The following is a 19,137-nucleotide window of genomic DNA, read 5'->3' as shown; positions in this document are numbered from 1 at the left end:
GCTGTAAATATACAATGATCAACTTTGTTCCGCTTCACAGTGTAATAACAATTGTGGGGATGAGCTAGCGAGATGTTCTCAGCATAGGATCAAAGAGAGGACGTGCTTTTACTAGGAGAGGAAGGATTCATTATTTTTCAGAGAGTTAATCGAATTTAGCTTTGTGTTTATGACGATAAATGATGTTCACTATTTCCAAAATTGCTATTAATGACACGAAAATAGCAATGAGTTCTCAGCTTATCAGTGTGATGATGCTCACTGAAAACACGAGGGAGCGAAAATCGCTCCCTCGTGTTTATTCATTAACGAGTCTCATCAATGAAATTGTATCGTGTTTTAAAACGCACTGGTTGGCTAGTAGCAATGGGTTAACATCAGTTGCCAGTTCTTCTGCAGCGCTTTGCGCTCAGCTTTAATTTGACGATAGCGAATCAAAAGCAAAGAGTGCTCATATTTAGCCACCAGTCCGCTGCGTTTATGTTCCACCAGCTGTCGTTTCAGCTCGTAATAGTCTTTTATTTTACCAACTAACAATTCAAACTCGTCGTTTAGCGCTTGCTTAAGGTGTTGCATGTCAGGGCGATCTTCAATTTTTTCAAGTGCTTTCTTCAATGCTTGTTTCGCTTTAGCTTGTTCAATTTTTAGTTTGGGAGTAGTACGTAATTTATCGGCAAGTCCTAACCATTGTGAGCTCTTAATGAACCATTTAGTCGGATCATACTGCCACCAATAAATACCATTACGATAATCATTTTCAAAGATGTGATGGAAGTTATGGTAGCCCTCACCAAAGGTCAGCACTGCGAGAATTCCGTTGTCACGTGCCGTGTTTTTGTCAGTATAAGGTTGAGATCCCCATACGTGTGCCAATGAGTTGATAAAAAAGGTTGTATGGTGACTTAGGACTAAACGTAATACGCCAACAATCAATAACATGCCCGCAATATCATGATAGACAAGGCCAAGCGCCAGTGGAATGCCTATATTGGTCGCGATGGCGAGTAATAAGTAATATTTGTGTTGCCACATTACGACCCAGTCTTTTTGCAAATCACGGCAGTTACCGTAATCGTGGTAGCTCTCTTTGTTGTAGTGTCTCAGCATCCAGCCAATATGAGAAAACCACAGACCACGTTTGGCAGAGTATGGATCTACGTCGTTCTTGTCGACGTGCTTGTGATGAATTCGATGGTCAGAGCTCCAATGTAAAGCGCTGTTTTGCAGTGCGAAAGCACCACCGATAGCAAAAATCATCCGTAAAGCAGGGTGGGCTTGATAAGTTTTGTGTGACCACAAACGGTGATAGCCAGCAGTAATTGAAAGATTGCAGAACGAAAATGCAACCAGTAACCATAACCAGTGCTCAGCTTGATAACCCTGCGCCATACCATACCAAGGTACGGCAATAATTGCGGCGATAAATGTAATGAGGAATAACAATACATTAAGCCAGATTATGGGTGGTTTGACAGAGTGACGCATTAAAATATCCTTTTAGCGAACAGTTGTGCGCTAGATTATCAGCGTACACGTGTAAGTCAAATCACTGTTGTTTCAAATTGTGATGGTAAATTGTTTTAGAATGTTTTGCTTTTCGTCTGTTAATGCATAGTATGGATAAGGAACGGAATCCTTACAGGAAGTAATAAGGAACTAGCAATGGAAATTAAAGTAGCTGAATATAAAGACTACGAACGTATTGCGCATTTGCACGCGCAAAGTTGGCAGACCTATTATCAAGGGATATTAGGGGCAAACTACCTCGATCATGACGTTATCGATGACCGTCTGGTTATCTGGCAAACTCGTCTTATAAACCCACCTTTTAATCAGCATGTGTTGATTGCAGAGGATGATGGCCAATTGTGTGGATTTATCTGTGCTTTCGGTAATCATGACTATGACAAAGGGACGATTATCGATGCATTGCATATTGATGGTCGCTATCGTGGCCAAGGTTTAGGGGCGAAGTTAATCGCCGAAACGGCTAAATGGATTGATCAACACTTTGCTGATACTGGCGTCTATCTAGAAGTGATGGCTAAAAATGGCCAAGCGGTCGATTTCTATGAACATCTTGGTGGCGAGAATTCACTAGAGAGGTTGTGGGACGCGCCTTGCGGCAACCAAGTACCTGAATTGGTCTACACTTGGTCTTCGCCAAAACAGCTATTGAACATTCTATCAAATAGTTTGATCTCTACCGCAGAAACAGATTGAAACAAATTCAAAGCGCTGTCTTGATGTTGTTCGGACATTAAACCATGTACCGTTGGGTAAGTTACTGTAATTATAGCCACTTATCTAACGGTATTGACCATGAAAAAAACAATTTTGGCCTCGGTTATCCTGAGCTCACTGGTATTAGTGGGTTGTGGTGAGTCCGGCAACGCCTCAAAACAACCACCGTCCTCTTTAGTCGCAGCTGAGCCCGTTCTTAGTACCTCTCATCAACAAAGTAAGTCTTATATTGGCCGTGTTCAAGCGGTTGAAGACACCAATATTACCGCCCAAGTTTCAGGTTATCTAAAAGAACGTCATTTCGATGAAGGGCAAATGGTTGAAACTGGACAGCTACTTTATTCTATTGAACCTTCTTCATTTGAAGCACAGTTGGCTGCTGCCAAAGCCAGTGTTGCTCAAGCCAATGCTAACCTTAAGAAGGCACAGTTAGATTTTAATCGTGGTAAAAACCTTTTGCCTAAAGGCAGTATTTCTCAATCTGAATTTGATAACTTGACCGCGCAATTGCTTGGCGCAGAAGCCTTAGTGGAATCGTCGCAAGCACAATTAAAATTAGCAGAAGTCACCCTTTCTTATACTCAAATTAAAGCGCCTTTCGCTGGGCGAATTAGCTCTAGCAAAGTAAGTACTGGTGATCTTGTCTCACCTCAATCTGGCATCTTAACCACGTTAGTCAGTCTTGATCCTGTGCATACCATGTTTAGTGTTAGTGAGCGTGAGCGCTTAGAGATGGGTATGGATAGCGTCAAAGGGGATGGTAGTGAAAATGCCGATGCGGTTGAAGTGCAGGTCATTCTAGAAAATGGACAGCCGTTTGGTCATCTAGGTTCGCTTGATTTTCTTGGTAACCGAATTGATCTTGCAACCGGGACGTTAGCGATGCGTGCTATCGTACCAAATCCAGATTATCGCTTACTCCCAGGACAGCATGTCCGCGTCGAATTGCGTGAAAAAGTGCCGACGGACGTTTTAGTAGTACCGCGCCGTGCGGTTCAAACGGACTTAGAAGGTCACTTCGTTATGTTGGTTGCTGAGGGTAATGTCGCGGAACGTCGCAATGTTGAGTTGGGTCGCCAATTAGAGCAAGGCATCGTGATCAAAAACGGTCTCAATGGCGAGGAAGTGGTGATCACTCAGGGGCTACAGCGTATTCGTAACGGTGTGCCGGTGCGTATCGAATCACCTGCTGAACAGTAATCGGGGGCTAGATGCTAAGTCGTTTCTTTATCCAGCGCCCTAAGTTTGCGCTGGTCATTTCTATCATACTCACCTTAGCTGGGGCGATCGCGCTTGCTGTGCTACCTATTGCTGAGTATCCGAAAATCAGTCCACCGTCAGTGAGCGTTTCAGCCTATTACACGGGGGCAAGTGCGGAAGTTGTTGAACAAGCGATTGCCGATCCGTTGGAATCTGCTGTAAACGGCGTAGAAGATATGATTTATATGTCTTCTAAAAGTGCTAACGATGGTTCCTATAGCCTTAACGTCACGTTTGATGTAGGCACTGATCCTGATATGGCGCAGGTTAACGTACAAAACCGTGTGGCGCAGATTGAATCTAAGTTGCCGCAAGAAGTTCGTATGGCCGGTATTACGGTGAAAAAGCGTTCACCCGACCTCCTAATGGTACTGAACTTTTATGATCCTCGAGGTCACTATGATGACCAATTCTTGATTAACTACATTAATTTAAATGTAAAAGATCAATTGGCGCGTGTGACGGGCATCAGTGAAGTAAACGTGATCGGTGGCGGCGAATATGCCATGCGTGTTTGGCTTGATCCTGAAAAAATGGCCAACTTAAAGATCACCACTACTGACGTACATACCGCGCTTAAAGAGCAAAACGTGCAAGTGGCGGCAGGCCGTGTCGGTGCTGCACCCTACAACAATGCACAAGAAGTACAATTTAACCTTGTAACGAAAGGGCGTTTAGAATCAGTAGAAGAGTTTCAACATGTGGTGCTTCGAGCCAACAATGATGGTTCGACGGTTTATCTACAAGATGTCGCCCGTGTTGAACTCGGTAAGAAATTTTACGATGGTAGCGGTAAATTCCGTGGTCAAGATGCCTCTATTGTGGCGCTTTCTCTGCAATCCGACGCGAATGCGTTAGAGAGTGGACAGGCGGTGATGGCATTACTGGATAAACTCAGTGTGAATTTCCCTGAGGGAATGGCCTACGAAACCAGTTATGACACAACCGTGTTTGTTGCGGAATCAATTAAAGGCGTGGTCAAAACCCTAGTTGAAGCGATCTTGCTGGTTATTGCGGTAACCTACCTATTCTTAGGCAGTGCGCGTGCGACTTTGATTCCCGTTGTAGCGATTCCTGTTTCACTGGTGGGGACATTTGCAGTGATGCAGATGACGGGGTTCACGATCAACACTGTGACGCTATTTGGTTTGATTTTGGCCATCGGTATCGTGGTGGATGATGCGATCTTGGTTATCGAAAACGTCGATACCACCATGGCAAAAGATCCGACGATTTCACCTCGTAAAGCGACATTACTTGCGATGAAAGAGGTAACTGGCCCGATCATCACTTCAACGCTGGTTCTACTAGCGGTGTTCTTACCAGTGGCGATGCTACCTGGTATTACGGGCATCATGTACCGACAGTTCGCGCTGACAATCTGTATCTCCGTGGTTATCTCATCAATCAACGCGCTGACATTATCGCCAGCAATCTGTTCATTGGTCTTAAAGCAAGGCGGAGGCAATACAGCTCGTTGGTTCCAAGCATTCAACAATGGTCTTGAAGCGATCACCACTCGTTATGGCAAAATTGCTGGATTCTTAGTTAAGAAAACGGTTCTGCTCGTTGGCTTCTTTTTTGTTGCTCTTGCGGCGGTAGGCTTCTTCGCTAAGACCACCTCTACGGCTTTTGTACCACAAGAAGACAAAGGTATATTACTGGTTAACGTGCAATTACCTGACTCAGCGTCGCTTTCTCGTACCGAAGAAGTGACCGAAGAGTTGATTGGTATGGTTGAGCAAGAGCCAGGTGTTGATGGTGTGACGGTAGCCAACGGTTTTGCGTTTATGACCGGCGCTGCTGCCTCTAACGGTGCTTCGCTGTTTATCAAATTGCATGACTGGGAAACCCGTAATGGTTTGGATGGTGATCATTCATCTAACGCGATTGCACAACGTATTAATGGCCGCGCTGCAATGCAGTTGCCACAGGCGGTGGTGTTTGCGATGGGACCACCAGCGGTACCGGGTATGGGCGCAGCATCTGGTTTTGAGTTTGTATTAGAGGACTCACTTGGCCGAAGCCGTACTGATTTATCAATCTTGATGAACCAGTTGATTGAAGAAGCGAAAAAGCAGCCAGAAATTGGCTTTGCCTTCTCGACCTTCCGCGCCAATGTTCCACACTACTATGTGGATATTGACCGTGAAAAATCTCAGCAGCTTGGTGTGCCATTATCGAGTATTTTCCAAACGCTACAGGGTAACTTAGGGTCATTGTACGTTAATGACTTTACGATGTTTGGTAAGAACTTCCGCGTAACCATGCAGGCCGATGCCGAGCATCGTAGCGGTATGGAAGATCTTGAGCGTTTCCATGTGCGTTCGTCATCGGGTCAAATGGTGCCGCTAAGTACTCTCGTCAGCTATGAGCAAATCTTTGAGCCTGACGTCGCATGGCGTTACAACATGTACCGTAGTGCGGTTATTCAAGGCCAGCCAGCGCCGGGTTACTCAAGTGGCGATGCGATTGCAGCGATGGAACGTGTAGCCGCTGAAATGCTCCCGCAAGGCTACCAATATGAATGGACCGGGATGGCGTACCAAGAAGTTCTGGCCGGCAACCAAGCGATCTTTGCCTTTGCACTTGCGCTGATCTTTATCTATCTGTTCATGGTTGCTCAATATGAGAGTTGGAGTATTCCTTTAGCGATCATATTAGTGGTCCCTGTGGCGACATTTGGCTCATTCCTTGCGCTTAATTTAACTGGAACACCGCTTAACTTGTACGCGCAGATTGGTTTGGTTCTCTTGATAGCGCTTGCCGCAAAGAATGCCATCTTGATCGTCGAGTTTGCCAAGATGGAACGTGAAGATAACGAAGCGTCAATTGATGATGCAGCAGTGAAGGGCGGTACGCTGCGTTTCCGCGCTGTTAACATGACATCATGGTCGTTTATCTTGGGGATTTTCCCTCTGATCTTCGCCTCTGGCGCTGGACACATCAGCCAAAACTCTCTGGGTGTTTCACTGATTGGCGGTCTGTTGTGCGTACTGCTTGCTGGTACGTTACTTATCCCTGGCTTCTATGCCATGGTGCAACGTCAGCGTGAAAAGGTTCACGGCGGCAGTACTAAGCTGGTGGATTTGGACGACGAATAACCCCGTAGTTCTAAGCAGATAGTCAAAGCCCCGCAGAACATGCGGGGCTTTTTTATGCTATTGATTTGGTGATTATGTTTGGCTCATCCTGCACCAAGTTATTGATCCATTTTTTAGATCGTATACGTTGGGTTGATAAGAAAATCTTGGCAATTTCTTCCAGCATGACAATCGCAATCACCCATTCTAATGACCAGCCCAAGACGATCCCGGTAAAGTAGGCAAGGGGAATTCCGATTGCCCATTGTCCAAACAGATCGATGAATATGGAGTAGTTAATATCACCGCCACTTTTTAGCACACCACCAATCGCCACCATATTAAAGACCCGAAAGCCCATACCAAACAGCATGATGATGAAGGTGTTGGTTGCCATAATAGGGTCAGAAATCGGCGTTAGTGAGATAGCACTGAGCAATAGCGGTTTCGCTGCAAAACATACCAGAGCAATTGAAAATGCGGCTAATGTGCTGATAAATACATACCACCAGGCCGTTTGTTCAACGCGTTGATATTGATTGGCGCCAATTTCATTGGCGAGGATCACTGAGGCCGCAACAGCAAAACCTAAGAAGGCTGAAAATATTACACTTTCAATGGGCGCCAATAGTGAAAATATCGCAAGTTCTGTGACACCGAGTTGGCCAATCAATACATTGTAGAACAGAATTCCTCCCGCCCAAGCACTGTCATGAATGATCATCGGTAGGCCAATTTTCAGATAACGACGGCGATGAGTCGACGTTTTTGCCTGTAACATGTTCTCTTTTGAGGCGATAAGACATGGAAAGCGCTTAACGACGATATAACTGAGCAACAATGTTTGGAACAAGCGTGAAACACTGGTACCGATCGCCGCCCCCACGACACCAAGTTCTGGGAATCCAAACAAACCAAAGATAAGCAATGTGTTGAGTATTAAATTGAGCAAGATGGCATAGATACTGACCTGAGTGGGGAGTTTTGCTTGACCAATTGCTCTTAAAGCGCCTTCGAGTGGAACGCAAATAGCGGTACAGATCAACGTACTGGCCGTTATCCATAGATAGTCACTAGCAAGAAATATGTAGTCGCTATTATCTGATACGATCGAGACCACTTGTTCTGAATCGAAGATATACCAAAGCGAAAAAGGCGCAGTAACCAAAATGGCGACAAAGATAGATTGGAACAGCGTGATTCTTACGCCATCCATGTTCTTCGCACCAAAATATTGTGAGGCTAGCACACTTACCGCTCCACTCACGCCGCAGACCACGATCAAATTGAAGAAGAAGATCCGGTTACCAACGCCAACTGCTGCGGTTGCTGCTTCTCCCAACTGGCTTACCATCAGAATGTCAGTGACACCCAATAATGAAAAGAGCATTGACTGCAAAGAGACAGGTAATCCGATTTTAATTAGGTTTTGAAAGAAGGTTCTATCTGGAGTTGTGGCTATCATCGCATTACCCTCGACTAACTGAGAGATTTAGTTTATCTGCTACGATGAATTACGTATTTTCTTTAAGTATCCATTTGTTATGCGGAACTATCAACATGAATAATATGCAAGAGTGCGCATCGATTTCTGCGAAAACAGAGCATGAGTTCATTGACTATCATCATGTGCTTGAACTTGAACGATACGGATTTATCCAATGTGGAATTGCGCATTGCTGGGAATTATTCACTATCACTCGCACAAATATGCATAAACATATGCTGCTTTACACTGTAAAAGGCAAAGGGTGGCTTGAAAGTCATGAGCAGAGGTATCAATTAGAACCAGGGTCTTTAACCATCGTTCCAGCGGGAATACCAAATACGTTTGGTATTGAAGAGGAGGAATGGCGGATCGCTTGGGTGTTTCTTGAACCCAATAAAAGTTGGCAAGATTTAGTTCATCAACAAGTTGAGTGCCATTTGAGCTCTGTCACAGAGGCGATTTATGCGGCGATATTATTACTGTTGCGTGCGAGAATGACACTAATAGCAATCAGTGGCGACATCGTCGAAGCGACCAGTGCTCAATTGGCAATTTTAGTGAAAGCGTCACTGGATCATGAAATGAGCAGTAAGCAACTTCGCTTGAAACGCGTCTTTGATGAAGCGCAGCGACAACTGCACAAAGAGTGGGATGTTGAGCAGCTAGCCGCTCTTTTTCCCTGTTCACCACCTCATTTTCACCGCTTATGTAAACAGCACTTTGGCCATAGCCCGATGAATCATTTGATGAGAAGGCGCATGGAATATGCGTCACGTTTGTTATTGTCGACAGACTGGGCGGTGCAACATATCGGTGAGCTGGTGGGGTATCCGATTCTATCTAATTTCAGTGCAAGGTTTAAAGTGTGGAGTCATCAAACTCCGAGACAGTATCGCAGAAATCGTGGAGAGTCTTTGTTGTGATCTGCGTAGAGATAGCTTGAGCGCAAAGATTGCCGTAAACTTGGCTTTCAAATAAACACGACGATTAGATGTGAACATATGGAATTGAATAACTTTTTAGAGTTGCTTAAAGCAACCCCAAACACGATTGAATTTGAGCAAACTATGGCCGTGATCGATAGCCAATACCAATTTACTCCAACTTCGTTTAGTAATGGTACTGCGCGTAACCCCGCTGGTGAAAATAATGGCTCGTGTAAAATTTTTGCATTTGCGCAGAAACACCAACTCACCGAGCAACAAACGTTGGCACTCTTTGGGGGTTATTACCGCAATGATGTTTTGGGTAATCCTGATGGGGAAGATCACCAAAATATCCGTAATTTCATTGCCCACGGTTGGTCTGGAATTAAATTTGAAGGTGTCGCATTAAGCTAAGATTGCCCATGATTAGCATAATAAAATCCCAGTTTTGATAAAAAAGGAGCCTCAGGCTCCTTTTTTATGCGTATCACTTTGAAAAACGAAAGAGGCTCGACGAGAATTAAACCGCCAGTGGCATTTCGTTAGACGGATCTTGGCGTTTGTTGACGCGAGCAAGGCCAATCATCGCCAATAAAGACATCGCAAGCATCAATACCCCTAAAGGTAATTGGTTCGGCGCTGGGATCAAAGAGGCGCATAACGTCGCTAGGCCCGCACCAAGGTTTTGCATCCCACCAAGTACCGCACCACCTGTACCCGCGTGATAAGGGAGCGGTGACAGTGCGCCAGTGGTCGCCGCTGGAAATAAAATACCAGAACCAAGGAAGTAGATCGTCGCACCACCAATCAGTGTTAATGCGGTGGTTTGGCCAAATAAGCCGGGAACCAATACGATAATTGAACCGACGGTGATCGCGAATAAACCAAAATTAAGTGCCGCACGCTCTGAACGACGCGCTGCAATGAGGCTAGACAAGCCTGCACCCACCAAGTAACCCGGAATAGGTAACACAAATAGCAAGCTAACAGTGGTGGCTGGCAGTTTCAGCACACCGGCCAATAACACACCTGCAGCCGCTTCAAAAATAGCGACACCAGAGAACGTGGCGACAAGGCAGATCAAATAACCTTGAAAACGTTTGTTTGATAACACGTACTTATAGCTATTGGAGACTTTTTCATAACGACGCTTCTCTTGAGGTAATGTTTCAGTGAAGCTGGTGGCCATTGTAATGACAACCGCGATGCCAAATAGAGCTAAGAACAAATAGCTTGAACGCCAGCCAAACATTTCTGTTAATACGCCGCCAAGTACCGGTGCCATCAGTGGTGAAAAAATCACGCACATGCTGATCAGGCTGTTAACTCGATGAAGTTCTGCACCGGAATAACAGTCGCGGGTTAATGTGCGAGACATTGCACCACCACAACCGATACCCAAGCCTTGAATAAAGCTTCCAGCGAGAAACAGTTCGAAGTTGTGAGCAAATAGCGCCACCAATGTTCCCACAATGTAGATCGCCAAACCGCCTAAGATAATAGGCTTACGGCCGATACGATCAGACAGTGGACCATAGACAAACTGAGATAATCCGTAAGGAATCAAATAACAAGCCATGACAGCTTGAAGACTCGCCGGGGAAACCAAAAATTCATTCGCCATCTGACCAATAGATGGAACGTACATTGTTTGCGTCATTTGACCGACAGCGGTCAAGATCGCAACAAGAAACGTGAATTTGAAGATTGGTGAAGTAGCAGACATCCGCAAGTTACCTTAAAAAAAGTACAACAACCCTTAACGGAGCGATAGCTCAGCTAATTAAAAAATGTATAAGGGAATTAACAGCGGCGAGATATTAGTGTTTGTCTGACTTGTTATCAATGGAAATGTATGATTTTCAGCAAGATAAAAATCTATGATTTGGATTAAAAAAACTAATGCAAATTCAGCTAAGCAACGGGGTGTTCCGATAAGCACTGACGACACAGGCATTGAGACTGCTTTACTGTGTTTGACAGGTCGCGCTTTTCAATCGTAAAGCACCAACAATCCGTTTTTCCAGCGGCAATATCGCAATGGGTGGGCTTGGCGCACGTTGGGCAATCGTGTGTTGTTTGGCTGCCGCTTAAACGATCCATGATCACTTGCTGCTGTGTTTCGTCGAAATGGCGCCATTGGCTGATTTCTTCCATCGTGCGATGGCAACCACTACAAATTCCTGCGTTGTTCTTACAAGCTGCAATACAAGGGCTTTTCACTCTGTGCTCCGAGTTTCCTAAAGGGGACAATATAGATAACAAGCGAGTTGCTAACAAATGGAGCTTACCTCGAGGGCGTGAGCTCCATTTGCGAAGAAGTGGGATCAATCGGTTTTCGTGATGCTACCGAGCTCCAGAACGGGGGCGACATCGATATCTTCCGCATTCATCATCATTGATAACCGTTGTACTGAAGAAAGCAACAATGTTTGTTCCCACTCTTCGAGCTGTTGGTATTTGTTGATGAAGCTCTGTTGTAAAGGCATTGGGGCTTGCTCTAAACGCTCTTTACCTTGCTCGGTCAATACAGCATGCACTTTACGCTTATCGGTTTCACTGCGTTTACGTTCGATTAGGCCGTTGCGTTGCAAGCGATCAAGAATAATGGTTGCAGTGGCCTGGCTCATGTTGGTGTGGTTAGAAAGCTGCTTGATCGTGACTTCCCCGAGATCTCGTATTGAACGCATCAAAATCAACTGTGGGGCGGTCAAACCTGACTCTTTACTCAGCTTTTTTGAGTGTAAATCAATCGCGCGGATAATTTGTCTTAACGACACAAGAACTTCTTCGTGCTTTTCCAAGATAAACCCTTAAAACCTAGTCTTTTACGCTGATGAACATACCCTAAAAGAGCGGTAAATAGAAGTGAAAGCGAAAACATCACCCTACTCAATAAACATTAGAGGACAAATTGATTTGAGGTCGAATAATTTACGTCATGATCAAAAGACGAAGTGACTATTCATCGTTTAGGCTACTATTTTAATTAATAATGCCTAATTTGCCAGCCGTTATTGGCGTATCACACTAATGTGCGTACACTATTGAGAGATTAATCAAAATTCATCGTTCCAATAATCCTTTTAACTCTAAGTGATTGTTGATGTCGATGTATAGAATGAAAACTTAGAGAGAAACTATGACAAAAGGAATCGATAAGTACAGCATAGATAGTACTGATTACACAGTTGGTCAGGATAATGTGCAAAAGTGGGGTTTTGATGTTCACAACCCAGTGTTTGGGTTTAGTGCGGGTTTCATTGCGCTGTTTTTAGTTGCCGCTTTGGTGATGGATGCTGAGACGGCTAAAACGGCACTCGACGGGTTGAAGTGGAAAATTATCGGCAGTTTTGATTGGCTATTCATTTGGTCGGGCAATATTTTTGTCGTCTTCTGTTTGGTATTGATTGTGAGTCCATTCGGTCGTATTCGCTTAGGAGGTATTGATGCCAGTGCCGACTATTCGTACCTATCCTGGCTCTCAATGCTCTTTGCGGCGGGTATGGGTATAGGTTTGATGTTTTGGAGTGTTGCAGAACCTGTCGCGTATTATACGGGGTGGTATGAAACACCGCTGGGCGTCGAAGCTAATACACCTGAAGCAGCTCGCTTGGCGATGGGCGCGACCATGTATCACTGGGGATTACACCCTTGGGCTATCTATGGAGTGGTGGCGCTGTCGTTGGCCTTTTTTGCTTATAACAAGGGGTTACCGCTTTCAATTCGTTCTATTTTTTATCCGATTTTAGGCGATCGCGCATGGGGCTGGGCCGGTCATGTTGTTGATATATTGGCGGTACTCGCGACACTGTTTGGTCTTGCGACCTCTCTGGGTTTAGGCGCGCAGCAAGCGGCGAGCGGTATCCATCATGTCTTTGGTATACCGGCGGGATTAGGGCTGCAAATTGTCGTTATCACGGTGGTAACGTTGCTTGCAGTTGTTTCGGTCATCCGTGGTATCGATGGTGGCGTGAAGGTGATCAGTAATATCAATATGATCGTTGCTTTTGTTCTGCTCATTTTGGTAGCACTTGTTGGTTGGGCTGTCGCGATCGGTAATATTCCTACCACCTTTATGTCTTATGTTGAAAATCTTATCCCGTTGAGTAATCCCCATGGTCGACAAGATGAGGCATGGTTCCAAGGTTGGACTGTGTTCTACTGGGCATGGTGGATCTCTTGGTCACCATTTGTCGGTATGTTTATCGCACGCGTATCACGTGGCCGAACAGTGCGCGAGTTCATTACTGCGGTTTTATTAGTGCCGACAGCAGTGACGATGTTGTGGATGTCCGTATTTGGTGGTCTGGCGATCGATCAAGTTGCCAACCAAGTGGGCATTCTTGGCACCAAAGGGCTGACAGATATCTCATTAGCGATGTTCGAAATGTTTGATGTATTGCCGTATAGCCGCATATTGTCAGTGATAGCCATCGTCTTAGTGCTGGTTTTCTTTATCACGTCATCAGATTCTGGCTCGCTGGTTATCGATAGTATTACCGCCGGTGGTAAGGTAGATGCGCCAGTGCTACAACGTGTGTTTTGGGCGTTTATGGAAGGTGCAATCGCCGTAGCCTTGTTATGGATTGGTGGTACCGAGGCGATACAAGCCTTACAAGCCGGTGCGATTTCAACGGCCTTGCCGTTTACCTTCGTCTTATTGATGATGTGCGTCAGCTTGGTGATGGGTATGCGCACCGAGAAATACTAAGATTAAGACCAACTGGTCGCAAATCTTTAAGTAAAAAGGGACGCTTGCTTGCGTCCCTTTTTACTGCGCTGCTTTTTGTAGATGCAACTTTACCATTATCACTGTGTTGTTGATTTTAATTTAATGCAAGTTGGTCGATTACTCCCACAATTGGCCGACAAATGTTGAGGGTGAATAATGGTAGGCGAGTTGCGCTTGCAGTAGCTCTGCCGTTGCTACCGCGTCTGTGAGTGCGTGGTGTGGAGAATACGGCGGCAAATTATAGCGAGTCCGCGAGCGACCTAAACGAACAGATTGTGGCGTGATGCCGCGTAACTTGTTCCACAACCCTCCATTTTGTCGACGCTGCACATTGGCTTCGATTGCCATCGTATCAATGAGTGGAAATTCAATTCCTTCTGTAATTCGATCACGTAAAGCGCGATCAAAAAACGCTCGCTCAATTCGTTTGTAATGCACGACCATCACCTTCGTTGCCATCTGCTCAAGTACTTCCTCGAAAACATCACTTAAGTCTGGAGCGTCAATGAGATCACTGTGAGTGATCCCATGAATCACAATTGACTCTTCCTCAAGTTGCTTACGTGGCTTAATCGTCCAATGTTTGGCTTGGTTAAGATAGATTCGATTTAGATCAAATGGCACGGTTCCAATAGTGATAATGTCGTCGCTATCAGGGTTCAAACCTGTCGTTTCAAAGTCCATTGCGAGGAACTTAACTTGCTCTATTGGTGTGTTGGCCGGCGGTAACGCTTGTTGATAGAAGCGCTGGAGTATTTCATTTTGGCATAGCTCTGCTTTGTGCGCGTATTTTTGCTGCCAATTGATCATCGGCGCCTGAGTGAGTTTTTTTAGCATAATGTCCTCACTTTAAAGCGCTATTGCCTTGATAGCGGAATTTTAAGAAATTTTGCGCGTTGCTTAAGACTTGGAATGCATCTTTCAAATTACGGCGCTCAAATTCAGACAGATTTTCGGGCTCAATGTTGTTATCTGGCTCAATGTTGTTTTCCACGTCAAACGCTTGGTGGCGGATACGTACCATAGAAATAAATTCGAGAGCATCGCGTATCGCATGTGCCTTTCCTTTGGGTAAAATGGCCGCATCGTGGATGTCGTCTAAACGTTCAAAAGAATTTTGCGACCGTGAGCCAACGGCGAGCGCATGGACGCGAACCAGATCAGCCAGTGGTGCGGTGCCACGTCTTTTTAGGTTAATGGAGTTTTTATGCTGGCCATCTTTTTCCACAACAAAATCTTTGAAAAATCCTAATGGTGGCGTTCGATTCAGTGCATTTCGGGCTAAACAAGCGAGAAAACGGTTGTTTTTACGTGCTCTTCTAACAATAAAACCATTGAGTTGTTCAGCCCATTTCAGCCGGCCGTAGACACCATCTAGATCGAAAAAAATCGATGCATTGAGTAAGGCTTTTGGATTTGGATTGTCAATCCAATCGGCAAAGCACTCTTCCCATTCGCTCCGCGTCATGCGCCACTCTGGATTGGTTGCCATAATATCGCCAGTGCAATAGGTATAGCCGCATTTTGCTAGGCCATCACACACTAAGGTTGCCATGTTGGCGAAGTAGTCACCATGTTCGGCGGGGTTATAGCTATTATCAAGGATGATCGCATTATCTTGGTCGGTTACCAAAAGTTGTTCGTCACGTCCCATAGAGCCAAGCGCAAGGAAGCAATAAGGGATGGGGGCTAACCCAAGTTGCTCTTCGGCTAATTCGACAATACGCTGTTTGAAGCTGCGGCCAATGACCGACATTGCACTGCCAACCATATGTGAATTGGCATCTTCATTGACCAAGCGAACAAAACTGTCTTTGACTTGTTCCGATAGTACCGCGAGATCGTCAATGCTTTGTTGTTGAAAAATGCTGCTAACGAGTAACAGTGAGTTCTGCGATTCATAGCGGACGATATCGGTGGTTTCGATAATACCGATTGGTTGGCGATCTTTAAGCACAGGGAGATGATGCACATTGTAACGCAACATGGTGAGCATCGCTTCATAGACATACGCATTGTGGTCTAGTGAAATAACTTCGGTGGTCATCACTGAGGCGACTGCGTCGTGAGGGTTTAGGCCTTGTGCCAATACGCGGGTACAAAGATCCCGATCGGTAATAATACCGACTAGGCCAGAACCATCGTCGTCATCATTTTGCGCAATGTCCGGATCGATAATCAACAAAGAAGAAACATTCTCTTCTGCCATTTTTATCGCGGCGTTTTGAATGCTTTCGCTTGTGTGTACAAAAGGTGGGGCCGCTGTAAGCAATGTGCGTACTTTAGATGTCGTGAGATCGTTGTCGTTATGAGACGAGGAAACGGCTTGCCTTAAGCGGGTGTTATGCTCAACTTCGACAAAGTCAGCAAAGCTTTCATGGTGATCATAGAGCTCTTGAAAGACTGCCTCTGGAATGCAGTAAATCAGAGTGTCTTTAATCGCTTTGGCAGGAAAGCGGACTTTATTATTGGTTAATAGCCCCATTTGGCCAAATAACGCCCCTTCATCTAGCCGATTATATAACTCACCTTTACGACGATAGACCTCAACAATACCGCTGCGCACCATATAAAGGTCATGTATATGATCACCGAAATGAATGATCGGTGTATCTTCGCGATAATAAGCAATTTCAACGTGGCGACAGATGTAACTTAAAACGTCATCTTCGAGTTCGTCAAACGGAGGGTGTTGCGCTAAGAAATGTTTGATTTCTAAAAGTTCTGCTTCCATCGAGCAACCCATGGTATTCAATATATGATAGTTAAATGGTACATGATTCTTACTGATTGTGCCGAGAAAGGCATGGATGTGGCCTTAAACAGATCTTTGGACAAAGGGACTAAATAAAATAGCGAGGAGCATGAGAGGAGCTGAAGCAGGGAATAGTTGTATCAAATTTGGCTACGCGATGGCATTAAATAAAAGGCTTAGCGTATCACTAAGCCTTTTATTTTAAGTGCTTATTGAGCGACCAGGTAGCATAGGCAGTTAGTGCTACAAGCGGTTCAATAAGTTGGTGTGATTCATTGGAGAATCAACCTAGTGCGGGCAGGATTCCGATGGTGATCAGAATTTGGGCTGACACAATCATCACACCCACGCCAGTACAGACCATCAAGCCAAGATTACCACCACCGACTTGGTAGGGCGCATTGTGTTCAGTACGGCGAACTTTATGAATCATCACAACCGGCAGGAATATCGCTAATATTGCTAAGGCGATTGCCGCATAACCAAGTGCCATAATGAACCCTTGCGGATAGAAAAGTGCAAAACACATTGGTGGTGTAAAAGTGACTAATCCGGTAAGCACTCGAGAGTTTTTCTGTTTGTTGATGCTGTCGCCAAGAAATTCAAATAGACCTAAGCTGACACCTAAAAATGAAGTCAGCAGCGCGAGATCAGCAAACAGACCGATGATGTTGGCAATGTTATTTTGCTGAACGGTTGCAGACAACGTTGAAATAAGTGCGGCTAAACCTTGGTTGTCGACTAATTCTGACTGACTGACGACGCCAAGGGTCACTAGCTGCCAAAAAATGTAGATCACAAGCGGGATCGCAGAGCCAATCACAATGGCTTTTTTCAGTGCGGGAGTATCACCATCGAGGTAACGAACGATCGCCGGAATACTGCCATGAAAGCCGAATGAGGTAAAAATAACGGGAATCGCTGCGACAATTAAACCTTGCTGAATCGGCATGCTGAGCAGATAAGATTGAGTGACATTCGGGGCAAGGAATAGCAAAACGGTTGCCATGGCGACAAGTTTCAGAGTGAACAGCACTCGGTTTACTTTATCGACGGTCGCAGTACCGATAACCACAATTGAGGCGACGAGTAAGGTGAAGATCACCGTGCCACTGGCTGCTGATAATTTTAGGTCAAACCACTGATCTAAACGTTGATTGAATTGTGATCCGCCACCAGCAATATAGGCAGCACACAAAGAATAAAATAAGAATAGCATGGCAAAACTGGCAAGGTATTTGCCTTTTTTACCTAAGATCTGTTTTGCGAGTGTATGCAGTGTTGCATCGCTGCTTGCGTGCTGGTGGAGCTCAACCATGATCAACGCGGTGTACGCCATTAGAGCCCACAATGCAGCCATGATGGTCAGTGAAGTTGAAAACCCTATGCCTGCCGAGGCGAGTGGCAGAGCTAGCATCCCTGCGCCAATTGTAGTACCGGCAATAATCAAAGTACTACCTAAAACCTTTGATTTACTCATCTGTATAATATTCTTTACGTTAGTGGTTGCTTGAGTAGTAAACTACCCAGTGAGGAACAGTTCTATAGACTTATTCACCCTACTAATTGGCATTTTGTAGGCTATTTAGCTAAACGTCAAGTGGGTTGTACAGATATAATTCCATTGTTGTACATATTAATTTACAGATGTGGATTGTAGCGAATTTAAACGTTTGCCTGTGCGATGGTGCAAAGTTATCACTCAAAGCGCTTTTGCCTTTCATGCGTCTGTCATATAAAGTCGTTACAAAGGAACGGCTGAGTGCCCAGTGTACTTAAGCTAATAATTAAAGAAGGAGGTCGACATGAGTGACCAAACATTTAACGAAGAAAGCTTAGAGCTGCTCGACGCAATTGAAATTGGTATTGATTTATCAAATTACGAGCAAGACTTCGAACAAACAGCGGACGAGTTACTTTAGTAACGACCCCATACAAATCCGACGCTTTGAGTGACGTGATTCTCCCCGATAAGCCAGTGCAAATGCGCTGGCTTTGTGCTTTTATCAATATGTCCTGAAAAAAAAGCGAATAGTTATGAATTTTCTTGCTCATCTCCATATTGCGCATCACTGTCGTTCGAGTTTACTCGGCAATCTATTAGGTGATTTTGTCAAAGGGGATCCGAGCCGAGATTACACGCCTGAGATTGCCGCTGGTATACGACTGCATCGATTTGTTGATAGTTATACCGACAGTGCGGTGATTATGCAGCGAGCGAAACAGTTTTTCCCGCAAGGGCCACGACGATATTCCGGTATTGCATTGGATGTCTTTTGGGATCATTGCTTAGCGACCCATTGGGCTCGTTATCATGCTCAGCCCTTAGACCTGTTTTGTCAGCGATCAGAAACGATCGTAAAAGAAACGAGCGTGACACACCTACCAGAGCGTTTCGCATTGGTAAGTGAGAACATGTGGCGTGGACGATGGTTAGAGTCCTACCGAGATTTGGAGAATATTGAATTTGCTCTGAAGCGGATGTCGGAAAGAAGATCAACAATGGCGCCATTGACGCAATGCTATCCCTATTTGCAGCGGCACTACGACGATCTGCAGCAACTGTTTGCTGAGTTTTATCCCAAACTATTGCTTGCTAGCCAAGATTTCTCAGCTGAAAACTAGTCACAGTAGGGCGCTTGAGT

At 45.1% G+C, this 19,137-nt stretch carries 15 protein-coding genes; 7 read left to right on the top strand and 8 right to left on the bottom strand.

The genetic code is table 11. The features are described 5' to 3' along the window. Window positions 1-357: 357 nt before the first annotated feature. The gene (locus RH88_RS20095; RefSeq protein WP_005599486.1) at window positions 358-1,485 is read right to left on the bottom strand and encodes an acyl-CoA desaturase; all 1,128 of its coding nucleotides are present in this window, start codon (window positions 1,483-1,485) and stop codon (window positions 358-360) included. A 177-nt stretch (window positions 1,486-1,662) separates the two neighbouring features. On the opposite strand from RH88_RS20095, the gene RH88_RS20090 reads away from it, so the two are divergent. The 3 genes from RH88_RS20090 to RH88_RS20080 all read left to right on the top strand — a co-directional run bounded on the left by RH88_RS20090 (window position 1,663) and on the right by RH88_RS20080 (window position 6,608). Continuing rightward, window positions 1,663-2,223: a GNAT family N-acetyltransferase gene (locus tag RH88_RS20090; RefSeq protein WP_005599484.1), complete on the top strand. Its 561-nt coding sequence runs from the start codon at window positions 1,663-1,665 to the stop codon at window positions 2,221-2,223. Window positions 2,224-2,322: 99 nt separating this feature from the next. Beyond that, window positions 2,323-3,444, top strand: coding sequence for an efflux RND transporter periplasmic adaptor subunit (locus RH88_RS20085; protein ID WP_005599482.1), 1,122 nt, complete (start codon window positions 2,323-2,325; stop codon window positions 3,442-3,444). A gap of 11 nt (window positions 3,445-3,455) precedes the next feature. Beyond that, window positions 3,456-6,608: an efflux RND transporter permease subunit gene (locus RH88_RS20080; protein WP_005599480.1), complete on the top strand. Its 3,153-nt coding sequence runs from the start codon at window positions 3,456-3,458 to the stop codon at window positions 6,606-6,608. A 52-nt stretch (window positions 6,609-6,660) separates the two neighbouring features. On the opposite strand, the gene RH88_RS20075 is transcribed toward RH88_RS20080, so the two are convergent. Then, a complete protein-coding gene (locus tag RH88_RS20075; RefSeq protein ID WP_005599478.1) occupies window positions 6,661-8,052 on the bottom strand; it encodes an MATE family efflux transporter in 1,392 nt (463 codons plus the stop codon). A gap of 95 nt (window positions 8,053-8,147) precedes the next feature. Here RH88_RS20075 and RH88_RS20070 point away from each other — a divergent pair, with 95 nt between their 5' ends. Then, on the top strand, window positions 8,148-8,999 hold the full coding sequence (locus RH88_RS20070) for an AraC family transcriptional regulator (RefSeq protein WP_005599475.1): 852 nt from the start codon (window positions 8,148-8,150) through the stop codon (window positions 8,997-8,999). Between the two features lie 78 nt (window positions 9,000-9,077). Next, entirely contained in the window at window positions 9,078-9,416 is a 339-nt protein-coding gene (locus RH88_RS20065; RefSeq protein WP_005599473.1) for a HopJ type III effector protein, read from the top strand. A gap of 106 nt (window positions 9,417-9,522) precedes the next feature. Here the strand turns inward: RH88_RS20065 and emrD are convergent, their stop codons facing one another. The 3 genes from emrD to RH88_RS20050 all read right to left on the bottom strand — a co-directional run bounded on the left by emrD (window position 9,523) and on the right by RH88_RS20050 (window position 11,806). Continuing rightward, window positions 9,523-10,728, bottom strand: a complete 1,206-nt coding sequence (gene emrD / locus RH88_RS20060; protein ID WP_005599472.1) for a multidrug efflux MFS transporter EmrD — start codon at window positions 10,726-10,728, stop codon at window positions 9,523-9,525. A gap of 188 nt (window positions 10,729-10,916) precedes the next feature. Next, complete coding sequence (locus RH88_RS20055; protein ID WP_005599471.1) at window positions 10,917-11,225, bottom strand: cysteine-rich CWC family protein; 309 nt, start codon at window positions 11,223-11,225, stop codon at window positions 10,917-10,919. A gap of 104 nt (window positions 11,226-11,329) precedes the next feature. After that, window positions 11,330-11,806 (bottom strand): MarR family winged helix-turn-helix transcriptional regulator, encoded by a 477-nt coding sequence (locus RH88_RS20050; protein ID WP_005599470.1) that lies wholly within the window; start codon window positions 11,804-11,806, stop codon window positions 11,330-11,332. Between the two features lie 338 nt (window positions 11,807-12,144). On the opposite strand from RH88_RS20050, the gene RH88_RS20045 reads away from it, so the two are divergent. After that, window positions 12,145-13,716, top strand: coding sequence for a BCCT family transporter (locus RH88_RS20045; RefSeq protein WP_005599469.1), 1,572 nt, complete (start codon window positions 12,145-12,147; stop codon window positions 13,714-13,716). A gap of 138 nt (window positions 13,717-13,854) precedes the next feature. On the opposite strand, the gene RH88_RS20040 is transcribed toward RH88_RS20045, so the two are convergent. The 3 genes from RH88_RS20040 to RH88_RS20030 all read right to left on the bottom strand — a co-directional run bounded on the left by RH88_RS20040 (window position 13,855) and on the right by RH88_RS20030 (window position 17,972). Next, the gene (locus tag RH88_RS20040) at window positions 13,855-14,574 is read right to left on the bottom strand and encodes a 3'-5' exonuclease (protein WP_005599466.1); all 720 of its coding nucleotides are present in this window, start codon (window positions 14,572-14,574) and stop codon (window positions 13,855-13,857) included. Between the two features lie 7 nt (window positions 14,575-14,581). Next, the gene (locus RH88_RS20035) at window positions 14,582-16,471 is read right to left on the bottom strand and encodes a DUF294 nucleotidyltransferase-like domain-containing protein (protein WP_005599464.1); all 1,890 of its coding nucleotides are present in this window, start codon (window positions 16,469-16,471) and stop codon (window positions 14,582-14,584) included. Between the two features lie 304 nt (window positions 16,472-16,775). Continuing rightward, entirely contained in the window at window positions 16,776-17,972 is a 1,197-nt protein-coding gene (locus RH88_RS20030) for an aromatic amino acid transport family protein (RefSeq protein WP_005599462.1), read from the bottom strand. Between the two features lie 557 nt (window positions 17,973-18,529). Here RH88_RS20030 and RH88_RS20025 point away from each other — a divergent pair. Continuing rightward, window positions 18,530-19,117 (top strand): acyl carrier protein phosphodiesterase, encoded by a 588-nt coding sequence (locus RH88_RS20025; RefSeq protein WP_005599458.1) that lies wholly within the window; start codon window positions 18,530-18,532, stop codon window positions 19,115-19,117. Window positions 19,118-19,137: the final 20 nt, after the last annotated feature.

The sequence above is a fragment of the Vibrio scophthalmi LMG 19158 genome, from assembly GCF_000222585.1.
In the GTDB taxonomy this organism is placed as follows: domain Bacteria; phylum Pseudomonadota; class Gammaproteobacteria; order Enterobacterales; family Vibrionaceae; genus Vibrio; species Vibrio scophthalmi.
The sequence above is the reverse complement of the archived record's forward strand: the minus strand, read 5'-3'. Positions and strand labels throughout refer to the sequence as shown.

Bases quoted from the DNA above. Each gene is read 5' to 3' on its own strand.
- RH88_RS20095 (WP_005599486.1), bottom strand. From the start codon at position 1,485: ATGCGTCACTCTGTCAAACCACCCATAATCTGGCTTAATGTATTGTTA.
- RH88_RS20090 (WP_005599484.1), top strand. From the start codon at position 1,663: ATGGAAATTAAAGTAGCTGAATATAAAGACTACGAACGTATTGCGCAT.
- RH88_RS20085 (WP_005599482.1), top strand. From the start codon at position 2,323: ATGAAAAAAACAATTTTGGCCTCGGTTATCCTGAGCTCACTGGTATTA.
- RH88_RS20080 (WP_005599480.1), top strand. From the start codon at position 3,456: ATGCTAAGTCGTTTCTTTATCCAGCGCCCTAAGTTTGCGCTGGTCATT.
- RH88_RS20075 (WP_005599478.1), bottom strand. From the start codon at position 8,052: ATGATAGCCACAACTCCAGATAGAACCTTCTTTCAAAACCTAATTAAA.
- RH88_RS20070 (WP_005599475.1), top strand. From the start codon at position 8,148: ATGAATAATATGCAAGAGTGCGCATCGATTTCTGCGAAAACAGAGCAT.
- RH88_RS20065 (WP_005599473.1), top strand. From the start codon at position 9,078: ATGGAATTGAATAACTTTTTAGAGTTGCTTAAAGCAACCCCAAACACG.
- emrD (WP_005599472.1), bottom strand. From the start codon at position 10,728: ATGTCTGCTACTTCACCAATCTTCAAATTCACGTTTCTTGTTGCGATC.
- RH88_RS20045 (WP_005599469.1), top strand. From the start codon at position 12,145: ATGACAAAAGGAATCGATAAGTACAGCATAGATAGTACTGATTACACA.
- RH88_RS20040 (WP_005599466.1), bottom strand. From the start codon at position 14,574: ATGCTAAAAAAACTCACTCAGGCGCCGATGATCAATTGGCAGCAAAAA.
- RH88_RS20035 (WP_005599464.1), bottom strand. From the start codon at position 16,471: ATGGAAGCAGAACTTTTAGAAATCAAACATTTCTTAGCGCAACACCCT.
- RH88_RS20030 (WP_005599462.1), bottom strand. From the start codon at position 17,972: ATGAGTAAATCAAAGGTTTTAGGTAGTACTTTGATTATTGCCGGTACT.
- RH88_RS20025 (WP_005599458.1), top strand. From the start codon at position 18,530: ATGAATTTTCTTGCTCATCTCCATATTGCGCATCACTGTCGTTCGAGT.